The 20092-nt window shown below is 47.6% G+C and carries 9 protein-coding genes; 2 read left to right on the plus strand and 7 right to left on the minus strand.

Features of this window, described 5'->3' with window-relative positions; all coding sequences use genetic code 11:
- Positions 1–5 precede the first annotated feature (5 nt).
- The 3 genes from ACFGVR_RS06860 to ACFGVR_RS06870 all read right to left on the minus strand — a co-directional run bounded on the left by ACFGVR_RS06860 (position 6) and on the right by ACFGVR_RS06870 (position 5306).
- Complete coding sequence (locus tag ACFGVR_RS06860) at positions 6–3218, minus strand: TonB-dependent receptor (protein ID WP_448701985.1); 3213 nt, start codon at positions 3216–3218, stop codon at positions 6–8.
- 219 nt (positions 3219–3437) lie between these two features.
- Positions 3438–4625 (minus strand): FecR family protein, encoded by a 1188-nt coding sequence (locus tag ACFGVR_RS06865; protein ID WP_448701986.1) that lies wholly within the window; start codon positions 4623–4625, stop codon positions 3438–3440.
- A gap of 45 nt (positions 4626–4670) precedes the next feature.
- Positions 4671–5306, minus strand: a complete 636-nt coding sequence (locus ACFGVR_RS06870; RefSeq protein WP_448701987.1) for an RNA polymerase sigma factor — start codon at positions 5304–5306, stop codon at positions 4671–4673.
- Positions 5307–5741: 435 nt separating this feature from the next.
- Between ACFGVR_RS06870 and ACFGVR_RS06875 the strand changes: the two genes are divergently transcribed.
- A complete protein-coding gene (locus ACFGVR_RS06875) occupies positions 5742–6278 on the plus strand; it encodes a hypothetical protein (RefSeq protein ID WP_448701988.1) in 537 nt (178 codons plus the stop codon).
- A gap of 208 nt (positions 6279–6486) precedes the next feature.
- Here the strand turns inward: ACFGVR_RS06875 and ACFGVR_RS06880 are convergent, their stop codons facing one another.
- The 4 genes from ACFGVR_RS06880 to ACFGVR_RS06895 all read right to left on the minus strand — a co-directional run bounded on the left by ACFGVR_RS06880 (position 6487) and on the right by ACFGVR_RS06895 (position 9210).
- Complete coding sequence (locus tag ACFGVR_RS06880) at positions 6487–6861, minus strand: hypothetical protein (protein ID WP_448701989.1); 375 nt, start codon at positions 6859–6861, stop codon at positions 6487–6489.
- Positions 6862–7036: 175 nt separating this feature from the next.
- Positions 7037–7132: a twin-arginine translocation signal domain-containing protein gene (locus tag ACFGVR_RS06885; protein WP_448701990.1), complete on the minus strand. Its 96-nt coding sequence runs from the start codon at positions 7130–7132 to the stop codon at positions 7037–7039.
- A gap of 11 nt (positions 7133–7143) precedes the next feature.
- Positions 7144–8307, minus strand: coding sequence for a chromate transporter (locus tag ACFGVR_RS06890; RefSeq protein WP_448701991.1), 1164 nt, complete (start codon positions 8305–8307; stop codon positions 7144–7146).
- Between the two features lie 57 nt (positions 8308–8364).
- Complete coding sequence (locus tag ACFGVR_RS06895) at positions 8365–9210, minus strand: chromate resistance protein ChrB domain-containing protein (protein ID WP_448701993.1); 846 nt, start codon at positions 9208–9210, stop codon at positions 8365–8367.
- A gap of 521 nt (positions 9211–9731) precedes the next feature.
- Between ACFGVR_RS06895 and ACFGVR_RS06900 the strand changes: the two genes are divergently transcribed.
- Positions 9732–20006: a PKD-like domain-containing protein gene (locus ACFGVR_RS06900; protein WP_448701994.1), complete on the plus strand. Its 10275-nt coding sequence runs from the start codon at positions 9732–9734 to the stop codon at positions 20004–20006.
- The last annotated feature ends 86 nt before the right edge of the window (positions 20007–20092 follow it).

Below are 20092 nucleotides of genomic sequence, written 5' to 3' on the forward strand. Positions count from 1 at the left end.
ATAAATTAAAACGCCAGATTGAGTCCAAACATAAACTTGCGTGTCATAGGATAGCCATAGGTTTGCGTGTCCCTGCCTGCTAATTCCGGGTCCCAGCCTACATAATCGGTAAAGATGAAGGGGTTTTGACACGAAGCAAATACGCGAAGCTTGCTAAGGCTTAGGTTGTTTACCAGGCGCTTAGGTAGGTTATAGCCAAGGTTGATGTAGCCTACCCGCACATATGAAGTTTTCTGATAGTACAGCACTTCCATCGGGCCGGAAGGTACGCCGGGACGCACCCAGGTACCGCTGGTATTTTGCGGTGTCCAGTAGTTGAGTTTCAGTACATTGAAATTTTCGTTGTCCTCCAGCGAATACGACCCATGGAACTGCGAATATGAATATTGTCCCTGGCGGGTGGTCACTGTAAATGCCAGGTCTACATTTTTGTAAGTAAAGGTATTGGTAATACCACCGGTCCATTTAGGGAAAAGAGATCCTTTAAATACTTTGTCGGCATTGTTCATGGTGCCGCTATTGTCAATGTCGCGCACCTTGATGCTACCTGGTGCCAATCCGTAGCGTTTAGCATCTGTTGCCTCGTTTTCGCCCCAATAACCAACCTGGTCGTATGTCCACACTACACCCACGGGTTGGCCCACAAACCAACCGTTGGCCTCATCACGGTCTGAACCATCGGCAAGGCTTACAATTTTGTTGCTATTGGACGCAAAGTTGAGCGACGTGATCCAGGAGAAGCTGCCGGTTTTGATGTTGACAGTGTTCAGAGAGACTTCAATACCCTTGTTGTTGACCGAACCCACATTATCCGTAATGCTGGTAAACCCGTTAAGTACTGACATTACCCGGTTCATGATAATGCCGTTTGTACGACGGTTGTATAAGTCTATCGTTCCGCCAATCCTTCCTTTAAAAAGTTCAAAGTCTAAACCAAGATTAAACTCATTGGTTCGCTCCCATGTCAGATTTTTGTTTGCAAAGCGTGTTACCGACGATGTATTTACAACACTTGAGGCACCAAAAAGGTACCTGGCATTGGTAACTGTTGGATAGCTGCTATAAGGCGACACGCCGTTATTACCCGATACACCATAGCTAAAACGCAGTTTTAGGTTTGAAAGCGGGGTTTTGTCTTTTAAGAAATCTTCTTCAGAGATTCTCCAACCCAAAGCAGCCGAGGGGAAGAATGCCCATTTATGGCCTTCGGCAAGTTTAGAACTACCGTCTGTACGTGCTGTGGCTGTTAAAAGGTAGCGCCCTTTGTAGTCATAGTTAAAACGGCCGAAATACGAACTCAGCTGCTCCTGTATGTAATTGGTAGACATTGAGGACATGGTACCGGCACCAAGGTTATACCAATCGTAGGCGTCGGTAGGGAATGCCTTTGCCGCCTCGGCCGAATTCAGGATGGCTGATTTGTATTGAGAGGCCCCTAAAAGGACGTTTAAAGAATGATCGCCCCAGGTTTTATCGGCTTGTAATAAGTTGTCCCAGGTATATTTTATGGTACGGCCGGCCTGGTATTGGGCACTGCTGTTGGCCAGCGCCCCTGCACCGGTTTTTGTCATCGACCCTATATACGACGAACCTTCTGCATGGGTAAAATCGGGTGCAAAGGTAGTAGTAAACTTAAGCCAGCTCAGCGGCTTCACTTCAAGGTACATGTTTCCAAAAACATGCGTGTTGTTGGTTTCCGTATGTCTGTTCTTCTCTTCTAAAAATGGATTGGTGATGGTTGTTATGCCGTCGGGATAGAACTTTAGCGACCCGTCTGCGTTGTATTTATCTGTTAACGGGTTAAGGCGATAGATGGTTCGGAAAGTTTCGGGGCTGGCTCCCGTGCCAATTTCGTAAGCAGTATAGATATTGGTCCCTATCTTGAATGTATTGTTTATCTGCCTATTTAGCGCTGCACTTACATTGTAACGGGTGTAACCGTCGCCATCAATCTCGCCTTTTTCTGAATTGATCGCTGCGCCCAGGCTATAAGTAAGCTTGTCGGCACTGCCATTCAAGCTTACGGCATGCGATTGCGTGTAAGATTTCTTCAATATCTCATCCGGCCAGCTAATTGAATTGCCTGCCTGGTAGTTGCTGTATGCCGCCGGACCCAGCAATGTAGCCAGGTTAGGGTCGTAAGTCGGGTTGGTATAGTTTTGTCCCTTGCTGCGGTCTATACGATACTGCACCCATTCGGCGGCAGTAGTGAAGTGTGGCAAGTTCATTACAGAGCTTACAGACCCCGATCCGGTATACTCTACCGAATTTTTGCCTTGCTTTCCTTTGCGGGTGGTAACAATGATTACACCGTTGGCCCCGCGCGAACCGTAAATGGCCGTAGAAGAAGCATCCTTCAGTACGTCGATCCGTTCAATATCGGTGGGCGAAATGTCGTTGATAGAGTTGACATAAATACCATCCAACACATAAAGGGGCGGGTTGATGCCACTCAAATCTGTACCCGACCTAATGGTGTTCTGTCCGCGGATGGAGATATCAAAGCCTCCACCGGGCTTGGTACTTGATGTGGTGACATCTACACCCGGTAGTTGACCAACTAGTGCCTGCGCGGCGTTGTTAAAATGTGTAGCTACCAGCTTATCGTTAGATACAGAACTCAGGGCACCGGTTAGGTCGGTTCGTTTCTGTGTACCATAGCCTACAACAACCACCTCGTTCAATGCAGAAATTTCCTCCACTAAAGTTACCGTGATATTGGTGCTGCTTGCATTAACCTCGCGGGGCTTATAACCTACGTAAGTAAAAACCAAAACCTCATTTTCGTTTGGCACCAGGATTAAAAAATTCCCGTCTTTATCGGTTGTTACCCCTTTGCCATTTGATTTACATTTAATAACCACACCAATTAACGGAGTACCTTTTTCGTCGGTTACTTTACCGGTTATGGTTTTTGGGGGTATAGCCACTGGTTTTTCTTTTACAACAATGGCCTTGTCTTCGGTAGTGATGGTATAAGTTAAAGGCTGATTGCTGAAAATTTCGGCAAGCGCATCTTTCAGTTCCGCGTCTTTAATGTTCACGGTAACCGGTTTAGCGCTTTGAATAAGCCTCAGGTTATAAAAAAAATCATAACCGCTTTGATTACGAATATCATCAAACACCTGCTCCAGCGAAGCTTTATTTTTTTTCAGGGTTATTTTTTGTGCGTAGGTGGCGGCACTTACCTGAAGGATGGCCATTGTTAGTATGATCATGGTGAGTTTCATAATTAACAGGCATTTTTTTATGGCACGGTAATAAATACCGGGCCTAACTTGTAAAAAAGTTTTATACATTTGTTATTAAGGGTTTAATTAAAAAAATCTTGTTCTCGTAATGTTTTTTTCCCGCTAATGCGGTAGGTAAGCCCAACATAAGCCAGTGGTGGTTCTAAGCGCCCCTGGCTTTTTAGGTTACCGTTTTGCCCTTCTGGTTTATTGCATAACGGTTACCCTCCTTCCTTCCACTTTAAAGTGAACGTTTCCGGTTAGCTCCATGATTTTTAATGCAGACGACAGATTTTTGTAGCGTGATATTTTCCCCCCGAAGCGTAAAGAAGGATCAACATTGCTTGCGTAAGTTATTTCCACATCATACCAGCGGGCTATTTTCCGCATGGTACTTTCCAGGCTCTCGTTAAATTTGAAATAACCGTTCTTCCACGAAATCACATCTTCCAGGTCAACCTCGCTGGTCACCTTCAGGTCGTCATCACTCACCTGGGCCTGTTCGCCGGGCACCAATATGCGCAACCGGCCATGATCAGAGATTTTTACCGAACCTTCGAGCAGCGTCGTTTTCATAACCTGCTCATCATCATAGGCCATAATATTGAAATGAGTTCCGAGTACTTCTACGATCTGCCCCCTGCTGCTTACCCTGAAAGGCATATTTTTATTATGCGCAATCTCAAAGTAAGCCTCTCCTTTAAGCTGCACTTTGCGTTCGTTCCCGGCAAAATAGGTTGGGTAAGTTAAACTCGAACGTGCATTCAGCAAAACCTTCGACCCATCGGGCAACACCACTTCCCATTGCCCGCCTGTGGGAGCTTCAACCGTATTATATAAGGGGCCTGCATCGCTATCGTCCATTTCGGCCGGTAATTCGTAAACAATTTGTCCCTTAGCTGTTTTTTTGATCCTGATGTTGGCCTGCACGGCAACCTGCCCGCTAACCGAATCCGTTAAGCAGATTTTTTTTCCATTAGATAAGATGAGGATGGCCTTGTTGGCTCCTGGTTTAATGTCTTTATTTTGAACGAGATTACTGTGCTGCACCTGTTTTCCCGACCGGAAAAAAAACAGAGCCGTGCAAGCCACCATCAGTACAACTGCAGCGGCTACCAGTGTTGGTTTCCAGGATCGCCTTTTCTTTACAGGGATGATTGCTGATTTTCCGGCGATGCGTTGCTGAAGCTCGTCAAAGTGCTTATCCCGCAGCGTTTCCTGCGATGCCCTGGCCATCATGATCACTATCCGTTTAAGCTCTTCGATCTGGAATGCATCCTCGGGATGATCTTCCAACCATTTGTTCCAATATCGAACATCGTTGTCGTTTCGGCCAAAACAATAATTCAGGAAACTCTCCTGATCGAGTAAGTGCGCAAGGTCTTTTTCGAGCATCTGTGGCTGGATTTACCCAATAGAGCAAGCGGCCCCCGATTTTTCCTATGCGTTTTTGAAAAAAATTAAAAAAAGAAGTGTGAAAAGAGAGATGGCAGCAGAAAGCACGCCCACATATTCCTGCCCGATGAGTTTTCTAAGCTTCTCCACAGCATTGTATACCGTGTTATAAGCCGTTTTGATAGAGATATTGTTCAGTTCGGAAATTTCCTCATAGCTGAGGCCGAGATAAAATTTTTGGTAAACGATCCTGGTCTGACTGTCAGATAATTCGCTCATGTAAGCCTGCAATGCCTGCATTACGTGTTTCTGGGTGGTTTGCTCAATATATTCGGCCTCTACTGATGGGTAAACCGGCATCCCGGGCAGGTCTTCCAGGTCCAGGCTTTGCTCTGCCCCGAAGTGTGTTTTACGGAAAAGGTTGCGCAAAAAAGCAGTTACCAGGTAATTGTGATGGTTGCGGATATGGTGCAGGTGCGCACGATTTTCAAAAATGTACAAAAACAAGTCATTGATGCAGTCCTTCGATTTATCCAGCGTTACCCCTTTTAAGCTACCAATATAAATCAGGTAATCATGATAATGTGAATATAGCGCGTAAAAATCGTCCGGATCACCTTCAGCGACAAAGGTATTCCATTGTAGTTTTAATGCGATACCGGATTTTCCGTAACTGAACATTGTTTACCAACTGCAGGGTGATAGTTGGGAGTAAAATTCAACATCAGATGTGCCTTTCTGGTTTAGCTAATATTATCAATTTGTTAAACCCACTCTTTGTTTGTTAGATATTCTACCTGATAATTGCTTTAAAATTTAAAACATGTAATTTATTTACATATTTAGCATAGGTCCATCCAGATGGACATTTCGTCCAGCTTCGGAACCACGTTGTTCATAGAGATCGTCGAAAAGTAAAAAATGAGATATTGTTTAAACAATATTTAGGCAGAAAAAAGAAAGGCAGTCACGAACTAACGTGACAGCCGGTAGCTTTTGTCCGAGAAATTTATTTTTCACCACAGATAAATTATTATAAATAAAGGACAATATATTATAATAAATCGATATTGTTGCCGCCTACATTTGGATATAAAACCAATAATTTACTTCCTTATGAGAACAGCTAGATTTATGCTATCACTGATAGCACTGGTAGGCAGCGTATTTTACGCGGCATCGGCCACTCCAAAAATTAATGTCTTAACTGCCCAAAAACAGGGTGTGACTTACCCGGCGAGCTACATTGCAAGGTACTCATCGAAAATCGTGTATGGCACGTTTTTTTCTGACAACGTTATTTTTCACGAAACGGCCTCACAAGGAGGCCTATACCGCACCTATGATTGGGATGTTACTTTTGAGCAAAACGGCACTGTGGTAGCTGAATTTACCACTAATGACTACTATTATTCCTGGACAACCTACTCGTCGACTGATGAGCAGTGGAACGGCACTACTACTTACGTTCCGGCTGGCACGTACACCGTAAGAATAAGAGACATTAGTGGCGTTGGCAATTTTTATGAGATGTATGCCGGTGGAGTATATGCATCGCATGACGTGAACACCACCCGTGAGGACGGCGTAATGGAAGGGGTTGTGGTTGACTCGTCGGGCTATGTTGATGTAGGTGTAAATCGCGTTCAGTAGTATTGAAGCCTTAAGTGCCAATAGTCTGCCACGGTATGAACCCTATTCAAATCACACACGATGTGGCGATTATTTTAGCAAAAGTGAATCTTAAGCGACCGCACTAATAAAAAAGACCGCCTTCTGGGCGGTCTTTTATTTATAGCCGACATCGTTTGGGGACAAATGCAGGAATATTGGAGAGCCTTGCATGACGCGCTGATCGGGCTCAGCGTGTATTTTGACCTGCTAAATATGCCGTTCCTTCTTGCAGCCGACGGTTGCTGAATTTACTGAAAGCGACAAAAAGGATGATGACTAAGACCACACCGGTGATGTTAGCTAACCCAAGTGCTGTTTGGGTGCGGATACCAAACATGTTTACCATGGTATAACTGATGGCGGAACTGGCTATATACATACCACCGCCTGTCAAGCCTGCTGCTGTACCTGCATTCTTGGAAAAGCGGCCAAGACAGAAACCATAAATTACGTTAAAAACAAAGCCGCCGCTGGTGTGTAAACCTATTGTCAACGCGATCATCAAGTAAATATTCGCATTGAACATCCCTGATACCATTATCAGGATGGAAAATAAACCCATGGAAATAATTGCAAATGGAACCTTCGCGGAATTGGTACTTTGATCAACGCTTTTGCAAGGGTGCCCCCAACCATGATAGAAGCCCCGGAAAGCAATGAGCTGTAGCCGGTTGTAACCGGAGATAAATGAAATACCCGCTCTATAATAAAAGGGCTGGCCATACCATACAAGACGATCAGGCCGTAACAATGGGTTTCAAACCGATCAAGCCGGTTCCGGCCAATAATGCGCCTGCCTTTAAAACATCACGGCGGTTCATGTTTGTTTTCATAGATAGCTTTTTTATAGGTGTTTAATGAGTATTCCTAATAAGGCTGCTGCCGCGATTAGTTGCGGCTCCTGAACTTTCTTTACGAAGATAAGCACTATTGCCGTTGCGAGTGCGATCAACGTGGTGGGAATATCCACGATAGAACGTGTGGCGATGATCACTACTGAACCAACCAATGCACCGATCACCGCGGCGGTAATGCCGTCAACAAAAGCTTTGATGCTGGCATTCTTAGCAATCTTCTTAAAGTAAGGTGCAAGGATAACGGTGAATAAAAAGCAGGGCATGAACGTTGCCAAAGCGGCTACGGCAGCGCCTGGAAAGCCGTTGACGAGATAACCGATAAAACCGACCGTAATAACCACCGGCCCCGGCGTGATCATTGCCACGGCCACCGCATCCACAAACTGGTTTTCGGTGAGCCAGTGATAATCGTTCACCACGCCGCTATGCAGAAAAGGTACGATAGCCAGACCGCTACCGAAAACAAACGTCCCCGCTTTTAGAAAAAATAAACCGATCTCTGTTAAGGTGCTTTTTGAGTAATTCCAAAAACCTATACCGACCAAAAGTATAGCGGGCAATACCTTAGTTCTGCTGAACCATAGCGGTGGCGCTTTAACGATCATATAAAGCAAACCGCAACCCACGAAAAGTAATATTTGTTCTTGCTGAGTGACGATCGTCGCCGTAATGGCCACACAATAACACAGCCAAAGCAGCCAGTTCGACTTCATAGCAGGCAGGTTAAATTTGCCGACAGATTTCAATGTCAGTTTATATGCACTGATAGCAATGATGCCTATCACTGCCGCACCGACACCGTAAAAAACCTCGTGCACCCATCTCAACCCGCTATACGCCTGGTAAACCATGCCCAACAGCACGACCATAATAAACGAGGGCAACACAAAGGCCAATCCAGTCAGCGTAGCACCCAATAAGCTGTAATGTACAAAGCCGATGTAAATACCCAACTGCGCGGCCAACGGACCAGGTGCCAGCTGCGCCAGAGCCAACCCCTCTTTATATTCTTCTTCGGTTAGCCAACTTCGTTGCTCAACCAAGTCGCGGTGCATGTAGCCGACCAAAGCTACCGGCCCGCCAAAACCCCAGGTACCAAGTTTTAGGAAATAAATAGCCAGTTGCCGTAAAGTATAGTTCTTGCTTTCCACAGCACAATACTATCCAATACGCACCAAGAGAAATAGTACGGATTTAACTATTGGTATCTATTTTACTTTTTTGATTGATTTTTTAAAGACAGAAGGGCTTTGCCCCATTTGCTTCTTAAAGATGCGGTTAAAATGGCTTTGATCGGAAAAACCTGTAAGGTAGGCGATCTCGGTCATCGAATACCTATCGTCTGCCATCAATTGAATAGCCTTCTCCACCCGAAGTTTTCGCATGTAATCGCCAAAGCTCAAATCGTCGAAATACTTGGAGAACTCGCGCGAAAGATAGGCCGGGTTGATCTCCAGTTCTTCGGAAGCCTGTTGCAGGCTAAGCGTGAGGTTAGTATCGAGCTGATCTTGTATCATTTCCCGGAGCGCTTCGGCCCAGGCCGGCGTTTTCTTTTCTTTCTCCCGTTTCAGGTACTGATGGTAAACCTGTAAGAGCAACTGCTCTACCGGGCCTGCTTGCGTGTGCTTTAATTTATAAAGGTGCGTCGCCCAGCTATATAGCCCGTCGTAGATGGTCATGCCCAGGGCAAGCAGTTCGTGGTCGTCTTTGATATTATAGGCCAACCCGGAAAAAACGGCCTCTAAGCCCGCTGCTTGCGGGGCGAAATCATGCCTGTCGGTATCGGCACCACGTACGATGACTGCTATTCTATCCAAAGCAGGGTCTTTTAACTGGTGTTTTTTTATAATGTAATCAAAAGTACACTGATCGTCGTAATGGGTGTATTCCACGCCCGGCAGATCATAGGGTATTGCCTGCAGCGCTTCGGCTTGCTCCAAAACTTCGGTGTACGGCACATAAATAAATTCTGCCTTCTGATCGACGAAGCGCTTGATGAGCCAGGGACAGGCAATACGATCTATTTTGGGCCGTTCACGGGTGATCCATTTCATAGCGCAATTTAGTGAACTGATCAGTGTTTTTTATTTCTGCCTGGAAAGAGTTGGGCATTAACATAATCAATCCCTGCGGCAAATGCGAAAAGGCAAGCATGATTATAGTAGAGAGAATCCAAACATTATTCTGTTAAGGTAGCAAGGCTCGAACCCCAAAATCTAAGAAAATTAAGAATCTGTAATGGGTTTAAACGAAAAATGCAATGAAAGGCTATCGATATAAATAGTTTCATTGCATTAATCTTACCGGTATACGGAACGCGCCAAATATCGAACTTTTTGGAGGATTTGCGATCTGTTATGAATGTGAGCACACACTGAGATGACGAATTCTTATAATGCCCCCAGGAAAGCTTATCATAATTGATCCCGTTCTGGTTTTAATCCTTCTTTCCTGCAACTAAACTTTCCGATTTTCGTATAAAGAAACAAAAAGAGTTTGATATTTGCCTGATAAGCGGCTAATCAATACTGAGCTTGATAGCGCTTTTCTGTTAACTTAACACACCGGTCGTTTTATGAAAAGAAAATTACTTGTTTTCTTTTTATTGTTATTTGCATGGATAAAAGGGATAGGCCAGGTAACAATTCCTGTTGATCTTTCAAGTTCCGCCAATGCGTCGGTGAATGTTAGTTCGGGCAGGAACGGTAATTATTGTGGCGGCAATAACTGCGTGGTTTTTGTGGTAACAATAAATCCGGGATCTGATCTGTTAAACATAACCTCCGGGCAGTTAGCCCATTCTGATAACTACACAATCAACTGTGGGCCACAAACGCCTGTTGGCACTCCGGTTTGCGTGAGTGGTTTAACCAGTCCTATTTATGTTGCTTTTTGTAAGCCCGGGAATAACACCATTACTTATACCATTACAGCGTCCACAGCGGTAAAAGCATCTAATGATATTACTTTAAGGCAGGGGTGTACCGGAAGCATGAGCGTTACCGGCCTTGATGCCTCAACTGTAACCTGGACTTCCATCTATCCGGGTACGGCCGGAGCTTATAACTCGTATTTAAGCTGCCCATCGGGTTGTACAAGCACCAATGTTACAGCTGCTGTATCTGCATCAACTCCAGCCTATATTGACTATAAGGTTAGCGGTAATATAACAGGTTGTGCCAGTTACAGATCAGATACTGTACGTGTGTATACAGTTTCGCCGATGACTGTTTCGGTGTCACCTACCAATGCTACCATCTGTGGCGGAAGCTCGGGTAATATTACCTTAACGGCAACACCATCCGGAGGAAGCCCTCCCTATACTTACTCGTGGAGCACCGGCCAAACAACCCAATCTATAACGGTAACTTCCGCTAATACCTATACGGTTTCGGTTTCTGACAATACGACCGGTTGCGGGCCCATCCCGCAAAGCGTTACTGTTACTGCTGCACCCGTACCTACGGCTCCTACAGCTTCGGGCACAACTATTTGTAATGGTACTACCGGGATTGTAACAGCTACCGCACCCGGTGGTACTTACACCTGGTATGATGCGTCGACCGGTGGTAACTTGTTGTATACCGGGGCGTCTTATACAACACCGGCGCTAACCACCACAACCACTTATTACGTACAAACAATTGTTAGCGGATGTACCAGCACAAGAACACCAGTAACAGTCACCGTTAACCCGATACCGGCGGCACCCACAGCCTCCTCAACTTCGACATGTAGCGGCAGCAGCGCAACATTAACCGCCACTGCACCCGGAGGTACTTATGACTGGTATGATGCCGCTTCCGGCGGAACGCTGTTGTTTACAGGTTCTACTTTTACCACACCGGCATTAACTGCAAATACAACATATTATGTACAAGCCACAGTAAATGGCTGTGCCGGGCCGCGAACGGCAGTTACCGTCAGCATCATTCCAACACCCGTTGCGCCTACGGCATCGGGAACCAGCACTTGCAGTGGTACCGCGGTAACATTATCGGCTACTGCGCCGGGTGGCAATTATGATTGGTACGACAGCGCTACGGGCGGCACACTATTACTAAGCGGAGCAACATATACCACACCCGTTTTAACAACAACAACTACCTATTACGTGCAGACAACAGTTAATGGCTGTATAAGTGCACGTACGCCTGTTACCGTAACGGTAAATGCCATCCCTGCCGCCCCTACTGCTGCCGATGCCACGATCTGTAACGGAACAACGGCGACATTAATCGCCACGGCGCCTGGCGGCACTTACCAGTGGTTTAACGCTGCCTCGGGTGGAACGCTGCTTTTTACCGGCGCCACTTATGCTACCCCAGCGTTAACAGGTAGTACTACTTATTATGTTCAAACCACCGTAAACGGATGTACAAGCCCGCGTTCGGCGGTAAATGTAACGGTTAACCCTATAACAGCCGCACCCACAGCAGCGGGAGCAGCAATTTGCAACGGCAGTGCTGCTACATTAACAGCTACTGCACCCGGCGGCACTTATGATTGGTTTGCTGCAGCATCCGGAGGCTCGTCGCTGTTTACGGGTGCTACCTATACAACACCAACATTAACAACCACAACAACATATTACTTGCAAGCAACCGTGAACGGATGTACCGGGCCACGCACCGCAGTTACTGTTACCGTAAACCCTACACCGGCTGCGCCAACGGCATCGGGCAGTGCCATCTGTAGCGGCAATACAGCTACTTTAACGGCAACGGCGCCGGGCGGTACTTACGATTGGTACGATAGTGCATCGGGTGGTAGCCTGCTAAATACCGGTGCAAGTTTTACTACCCCGGTTTTAACTGCGACAACAACCTATTATGTACAAACTACCGTAAACGGCTGCGTGAGCGCGCGAACGGCTGTAACAGTTACCGTTAACCCATTGCCGGTTGCACCAACAGCATCCGGAAGTACAATTTGCCAGGGTTCAACAACAACTTTAACGGCAACGGCCCCGGGCGGAACATATCATTGGTATGATGCCGCTACAGGCGGAACGCTACTTTTTACGGGTGCCGCTTACACTACGCCCGCACTGCCAAACACTACTACCTATTACGTTGATGCCACCTCAGCTTCGGGCTGTACCGGGCCGCGTACAGCTGTTACTGTAACGGTTACACCGCCCGTAAATCCTTCTTTTTCCTATCTTTCGGGTACCTTTTGTAAAACAGGCGGCAATCAAACGCCAACTATATTTGCTCCATCCGGAACATTCAGTTCGGCACCGGGGGGGCTTACTATTGATCCCAACACAGGTGTAATAGATCCGGCTACCAGTACGGTAGGCACCTATACCATAACTTTTGTTACCAATACCAGTTGTATTTACAGTAGTAGTTTAAGTATTACAATTACAAACGCACCCGATGCCACATTTAGCTACAACGGGCCATATTGCCAGAGCCAGGCAAACCCATTGCCTACCTTTCCGCCAGGCGCCAGTGCGGGTATATTTAGTTCGACAACGGGACTTGTGTTCTTAAACCCCAGTACTGGCGAAATTGATATGCAGGGTAGCACGCCGGGTACTTATACTGTAACCAATAATATTGTGGCCGCTGGTGGGTGCGCTGCCGCATCTGCAACAAATACCATAACAATTAAGGCAACACCAACGGTTACAAGTGCGGCAACCGCGAGTGCTTGTAACAATACGGCTCAAAGCTATACAATAACCAGCAATGTCAACGGAACAACATATATATGGAGCAGGGCTGCTGTCGTAGGAATAAGCAACATCGCGGTAAGCGCACAAACCAGTAATACTATAACAGAAAGCCTGATCAATACAACGTCCGCGCCGATAAATGTACTTTATTCTATCTTACCCTCACTAAATGGTTGTGATGGGCCAATATTTACCTACACAATTACAGTTAACCCGACAACAGTGGTGACCAGCCCCGTGAGCAGTATCACCTGCAACAGTACGGCGCAAAATTACACCATCACCAGCAGCGTTAGCGGAACGACTTATACCTGGGGCAGGGCAGCCGTTGCCGGAATAAGTAATGTAGCGGTTAGCGGACAAACAGCTAATACCATTTCGGAAACATTGGTCAACACCACATCGGCACCGATAAATGTGGATTACGCCATCGTTCCTTTGGCTAACGGATGTACCGGGCCTACATTTACCTATACCCTAACGGTTAATCCAACGCCGACAGTTACAAGCGCAACAAGCGCTGCCATCTGTAACAATACCGCGCAAAACTATGCCATTACCAGCAATGTAAGCGGTACAACCTATACCTGGAACAGGGCTAACGTGGCAGGCATCAGTAACGCGGCAGTAAGCGGGCAAACCAGCAGTACCATCACAGAAACGCTGGTTAATACCACATCGGCACCGGTAAATGTGGTTTACTCCATCTTACCATCGGCTAACGGCTGCGACGGACCGGCGTTTACTTATACTTTAACCGTTAACCCGACGCCAATAGTTACAAGCGCGGCCAGCGCGGCCACTTGTAACAATTCGGCTCAGAACTATAGCATCACCAGCAATGTTAGCGGGACAACTTATACCTGGGACAGGGCTGCTGTTACCGGGATCAGCAACGCGGCAGTAAGCGGGCAAACAAGCAGCACGATCACAGAAAGCCTGATCAACACTACATCGGCACCGGTAAATGTGGTTTACAATATCGTTCCCACAGCCAATGGATGTTCGGGGCCGGCGTTTACCTATACCGTTACCGTCAATCCCACTCCAATAATAACCAGTGCGCTAAGTGCTCCTGCCTGCAGCAACATTACGCAGAACTATACCATTACGAGTAATGTGAGCGGAACAACCTATACCTGGAGCAGGGCCGCCGTCGCGGGAATCAGCAATGCGGCGGTAAGCGGGCAAACCAGCAACATCATTAACGAGGCATTAACCAACACAACCAATGCACCGGTTGCAGTAGCTTATCATATCGCTCCGCAAGCCAACGGATGTACGGGGCCGGCGTTTACCTATACGGTTACCGTTAATCCCACACCAGCTGTTACCAGTGCCGCTAATGCAACTATTTGTAACAATACAGCGCAGAACTATAGCATCACCGGTAATGTAGCCGGAACAACTTATACCTGGGGCAGGGCCGCTGTTGCGGGAATAAGCAACACAGCGGTAAGCGGGCAAACCAGCAACACGATCACAGAAAGTCTCGTCAACACCACTTCAACGCCGGTAAATGCGATCTATTCGATCGTACCTTCGGCTAATGGTTGCGACGGACCGGCATTTACGTATACAGTAACAGTTAATCCTACCCCAACCGTTACCAGCGCGGCCAATGCAGCTACCTGTAACAACAGCACGCAAAACTATACCATTACTGGCAGCGTAAGCGGGGCAACGTTTACATGGAGCAGGGCAACAGTAGCCGGGATCAGTAATGCGGCGGTATCTTCGCAAACAGCCAACAGCATTACCGAGAGCCTGGTTAATACAACGTCATCGCCGGTAAATGTGCTTTATTCCATAGTGCCTTCAGCTAACGGATGCTCAGGGCCGGCTTTTACTTATACGGTAACAGTTAACCCAACACCTACAGTCACAAGCGCTGCAACGGCGGCAACCTGTAATAACACCGCGCAAAATTATACCATTACCGGCAGCGTTAGCGGGACGATTTACACCTGGGACAGGGCATCGGTACCGGGTATCAGCAACGCGGCGGTGAGCGGGCAAACAAGCAATACGATCACCGAGACGCTCGTTAACACCACGGTAAATCCGATAGATGTAACCTATAGCATCATTCCGGAAGCCAACGGCTGCAGCGGGCCCGTGTTTAATTATGTTGTTACGGTTAACCCAACGCCGAGGGTAACCAGTGCGGCCAATGCCATTACCTGTAACAGCATAGCGCAAAACTACGCCATTACCAGTAATGTTAGCGGAACAACCTATACCTGGAGCAGGGCAGCCGTGGCGGGCATCAGCAATGCAGCAGTGAGCGGGCAGACGAGCAATACGATCACCGAAAGCCTGATCAACACATCAAATACGCCTGTAAATGTAGCCTATAACATTACTCCGGAGGCCAATGGTTGCAGCGGGCCGCTGTTTACTTATACCATCACCGTTAATCCAACACCAACTGTAACCAGTGCTTCAGGTGCGACAATCTGCAATAACACCGCTCAGAACTATGCCATCAGCAGTAATGTTGCCGGAGCAACTTATACCTGGGACAGGGCAACCGTTTCCGGGATCAGCAACGCGGCGGTGAGCGGGCAGACGAGTAGCACGATTACCGAAAGCCTGATCAATACCACGTCGGCACCGGTAAATGTGATTTATGCGATCACCCCTTCGGCCAATGGATGTTCCGGGCCGGCATTTACGTATACGGTTACTGTAAACCCTACGCCGACCGTCACCAGCACTGCAAATGCTACCACCTGCGATAATACGGCACAGAACTATACGATGACCGGCAACGTGAGCGGTACAACTTATACCTGGAGCAGAGCGGCTGTTGCCGGGATCAGCAATACGGCAGTGAGCGGACAAACGAGCAGCACCATTACCGAAAGCCTGGTCAACACCACGTCGGCACCCATAAATGTACCGTATTCTATCCTGCCTTCGGCTAACGGTTGCGACGGACCTGTATTTACCTATACTGTAACCGTTAACCCTACACCAACCGTTACCAGCACTGCAAGTGCCGCCATTTGTAATAGCACCGCGCAGAGTTATACTATCACCAGCAATGTTAGCGGGGCAACTTATACCTGGGGCAGGGCCGCTGTTGCGGGGATAAGTAACGCGGCAATAAGCGGGCAAACAAGCAATACCATTGCTGAGAGCCTCACCAATACCACATCGGTACCGGTAAATGTGGTTTATTTTATTACGCCATCGGCTAACGGTTGCTCCGGCCCGGCATTTACTTATGCCATAACTATTAACCCAACGCCGGTTGTAACCAGCGCGTCCGTTGCGCCGATCTGTAATAACACCGCACAAAACTATGCCATCACCAGCAATGTTAGCGGTACAACCTATACCTGGAGCAGAGCGGCCGTTGCCGGGATAAGCAATGCAACAGTGAGCGGGCAGACAAGCAACACGATCACCGAATCGCTGGTCAATACCACATCGGCTCCAATAAATGTAATTTACGCTATAGTTCCTTCGGCCAACGGATGTTCCCGTCCGGCGTTTATCTATACGGTAACCGTTAATCCGACACCAACAGTTACAAGCACAGCCAGTACTACTATCTGTAACAATACGGCTCAGAATTATATCATCACCGGCAATGTAAGCGGCGCAACCTATACCTGGAGCAGGGCGGCAGTTGCCGGGATCAGCAATGCAGCAGTAAGCGGGCAAACAAGTAATACCATAACCGAAAGCCTTGTAAACACCACATCGGCCGCGGTAAATGTAGCTTACGTTATTGTCCCTACGGCTAATGGTTGCTCCGGATCGGCATTTACGTATACGATCACTGTTAATCCAACACCAATTGTAACCAGCGCTACCAGTATAACTACTTGCAGCAATTTCGCGCTGAGCTATATCATCACCAGCAATGTTAGCGGTACAACCTATACCTGGAGCAGGGCGGCCGTTACCGGGATCAGCAATGCGGCAGTATCGGGCCAAACAAGCAATACGATCACAGAAAGCCTGGTTAATACAACATCGGCACCAATAAATGTGGCTTACTCCATCGTTCCCACCGCTAATGGATGCAACGGGCCGGCATTTACGTATACCGCAACCGTTAACCCAACGCCAGCCATTACCAGTGCGGCCACCGGTACCGTTTGTAACAATACCGCCCAAAACTATACCATAACCAGCAACGTTAGCGGGACAGCCTATACCTGGAGCAGGGCCGCTGTTGCGGGGATAAGTAATCCGATGGTATTTTTGCAAATAGGCAGCACCATTAACGAATCGCTTAATAACACAACTTCTGCACCCATAATAGTAACTTATCACATCATCCCCACCATAAACGGCTGCCCGGGTACGCCACTCAATTATGCGTTAACCGTTAACCCAACACCCGTAGTTACCAGCGTGGCCAATGCTACCATCTGTAACAATACTGCGCAGAACTATACTATGACCAGCAATGTTAGCGGAGTAACCTATACCTGGAGCAGGGCTATTGTTGCGGGGATCAGCAATGCGGCGATATCTTCGCAAACAAGCGCTAACATTACCGAATCGCTCAATAACACAACGTCGGCCCCGGTTACAGTAATCTATCAGGTCATCCCATCGATAAACGGATGTCCGGGCACACCTTTCAACTATACATTAACGGTAAACCCAACACCAACGATCACCAATAACCCGTTATCGCAAACAGTTTGTTCGCAAAGCAGCAGCACGGTGGTTACCTTTACTTCGAACGTAACAGGCACTACCTTCCAATGGACGGCTACCGCAACTCCAAAAATTTCGGGTTTTGTTACCAGCGGAACAGGTAATATCCCACAGCAAATACTGCTAAATTCGGATGTGGTGCCGGGGAGCGTAACCTATACCGTTACGCCATATTATAATGGCTGCTCCGGTACCCCGGCCAGTTATACCATCGCCGTAAATCCCAAACCGGCTACGCCATCGGCGGGCAGTAATTCGCCCGTTTGCCAAAACTATAGCTTGAGTTTATCCACACCAACAATAGCCGGAGCTACCTATGCCTGGATAGGGCCTAATGGTTTTACATCGAACGCTCAAAATCCTGTCATTAACAACGTCTCAACGGCAGCGGCAGGCTTATACTCTTTGCTTGTTACCGTAAATGGCTGTACCAGCGATGTGGGGAGCACGAATGTTACCATTTTATCTACTCCGGCGGCCCCTGTCGCTTCAAGTAACGGCCCATTATGCGCGGGAAGTACGCTTATCCTGAATGCCAATAACATTGCAGGTGCAACATACATTTGGACCGGGCCAAACGGTTTTACTTCGACAATTCAAAACCCATCGATAGCTAATATTACAACGGCCGGTGCAGGTACCTACTCGGTAACGGCAACGGTAAACGGATGTACGAGCCCGGCCGGAACTACGGCTGTTGTGGTTAATGCCATCCCAGCCGCGCCGACTGCGACAAGCAATAGTCCGGTTTGTGAGGGAAGCACGATTAATTTATCGGTAACCAGCAAACCGGGAACGACGTATACCTGGACCGGGCCAAATAACTTTTTCTCGAACCTCACTAACCCATCAATACCGGGAGCAAGCCAGGCTAATGCAGGTATCTATTCGGTTACCGCTACCGTAGGGACTTGTACGGGCGCGCCGACATCGGTAGTAGTAGCCGTTGACGCAACGCCTATTAACCCGGTCGCCTCGAGCAACTCGCCGGTTTGTACCGGGAATGCGATTACCCTCACCTCATCGACATTTATTGGGGCTACTTATAAGTGGACGGGACCCAACAGCTTTTCTTCGACCTTGCAGAACCCGGTTATCAATGGCGCGGTGCCTGCAAGCGCGGGTATTTATACGGTGTCGATAACCGCGCCAGGCTGCTCGGTTACTGCATCAACCACTACCAGGGTGATTGTAAATCAAACGCCGATCGCGCCAACGGCAAGTAGTAACAGCCCTGTATGTATTGGTGATAATTTAAATCTGACGGCATCAACCGTAGTTGGCGCCGTTTATAGCTGGACGGGCCCGAACGGCTTTTCTTCCACATTGCAAAACCCGGTTGTCAGCAACATGTCGGCAAGCACCGCTGGCGCTTATAGCGTAACCGTTACGGTTAATAGCTGTACCAGTGCCGCCGCAACAACCAATGTAATTGTGAGTAAACCGGAGCTTGCCTTTGCCGGTAACGACCAGGTGGTATGTGCCAATAATTCGAAAGTAACACTGGCGGGCAGCGTTATCGGGGACAGTAATAGCGGCATATGGACAACTACCGGTACCGGTACATTTTCGCCATCCAACATCAGCTTATCGGGCACCTATCAGCCTTCTGCCGCCGACATAGCCGCCGGCAGCGTAACCCTCACGTTAAGCTCGACCAATAATGGCGGTTGCAGTATCTCATCCTCATCATTTAAAGTCACCATCAACCCAACGCCTATAGTCAATGCCGGTGGCGATAAGTCCATGTGTACCAATGATGCAGCGGTTACTATTAATGGAAGTATTACGAATGCTCCCGGAGGTAAATGGACCAGTACGGGCACAGGCACTTTTGCGCCATCAGATGTTGTGTTAACTACGAGCTATATACCCAGCGTCGCTGACAAAGCTAAGGGATCGGTTAAACTGACGTTATCATCGACCGGCAATAACTGTATAGCGGTTACGGATGTGATGACCTTAACCATTATCCCATCGCCGACTATTACGATGCCCGATGTTAAATACGTATTAGAAGGCGAAACCACAGTGCTGGATCCGGCCATTACCGGGACAAATATTCAATATCTGTGGACCCCGCCGCTGTATCTGAGCTCGACAGTGATCAGAACTCCAACGCTGAGAGGTGTGGAAAGCCAGTTGTATAATTTAAAAGTTACCGGTTTGGGCGGCTGCGTTACCGAAAAACAGATTATGATCAATGTGCTTAAACCTATTATCATACCCAATACCTTTACCCCCAATGGCGACGGCATCAACGACCTGTGGCACATAAAGGAATTATCAAACTATCCCGGTGCGATGGTAACCATCTTTAACCGTTACGGAACGAAGCTTTATTATTCAAAAGGATACCCGGTACCATGGGATGGCACCTATAACGGCAAACCTTTACCCGTTGGCACTTACTATTATATTATTGAACGGGGGATATACGGTGCACCACTGTCTGGATATGTGGTGATCGTGAGGTAATTTAATGAAACGTCTAATTACTCTGACTTGGAAACAGGACTCGAACCAGAAACAATATAAAAACTAAGAATCTTGTAATTGAAAAA

The sequence above is a fragment of the Mucilaginibacter aureus genome (genome assembly GCF_053514885.1).

Coding starts and splice junctions, on each gene's coding strand:
- ACFGVR_RS06875 (WP_448701988.1), top strand. CDS start 5,742: ATGAGAACAGCTAGATTTATGCTATCACTGATAGCACTGGTAGGCAGC.
- ACFGVR_RS06860 (WP_448701985.1), bottom strand. CDS start 3,218: ATGATCATACTAACAATGGCCATCCTTCAGGTAAGTGCCGCCACCTAC.
- ACFGVR_RS06900 (WP_448701994.1), top strand. CDS start 9,732: ATGAAAAGAAAATTACTTGTTTTCTTTTTATTGTTATTTGCATGGATA.
- ACFGVR_RS06895 (WP_448701993.1), bottom strand. CDS start 9,210: ATGAAATGGATCACCCGTGAACGGCCCAAAATAGATCGTATTGCCTGT.
- ACFGVR_RS06885 (WP_448701990.1), bottom strand. CDS start 7,132: ATGAAAACAAACATGAACCGCCGTGATGTTTTAAAGGCAGGCGCATTA.
- ACFGVR_RS06865 (WP_448701986.1), bottom strand. CDS start 4,625: ATGCTCGAAAAAGACCTTGCGCACTTACTCGATCAGGAGAGTTTCCTG.
- ACFGVR_RS06870 (WP_448701987.1), bottom strand. CDS start 5,306: ATGTTCAGTTACGGAAAATCCGGTATCGCATTAAAACTACAATGGAAT.
- ACFGVR_RS06880 (WP_448701989.1), bottom strand. CDS start 6,861: ATGGGTTTATTTTCCATCCTGATAATGGTATCAGGGATGTTCAATGCG.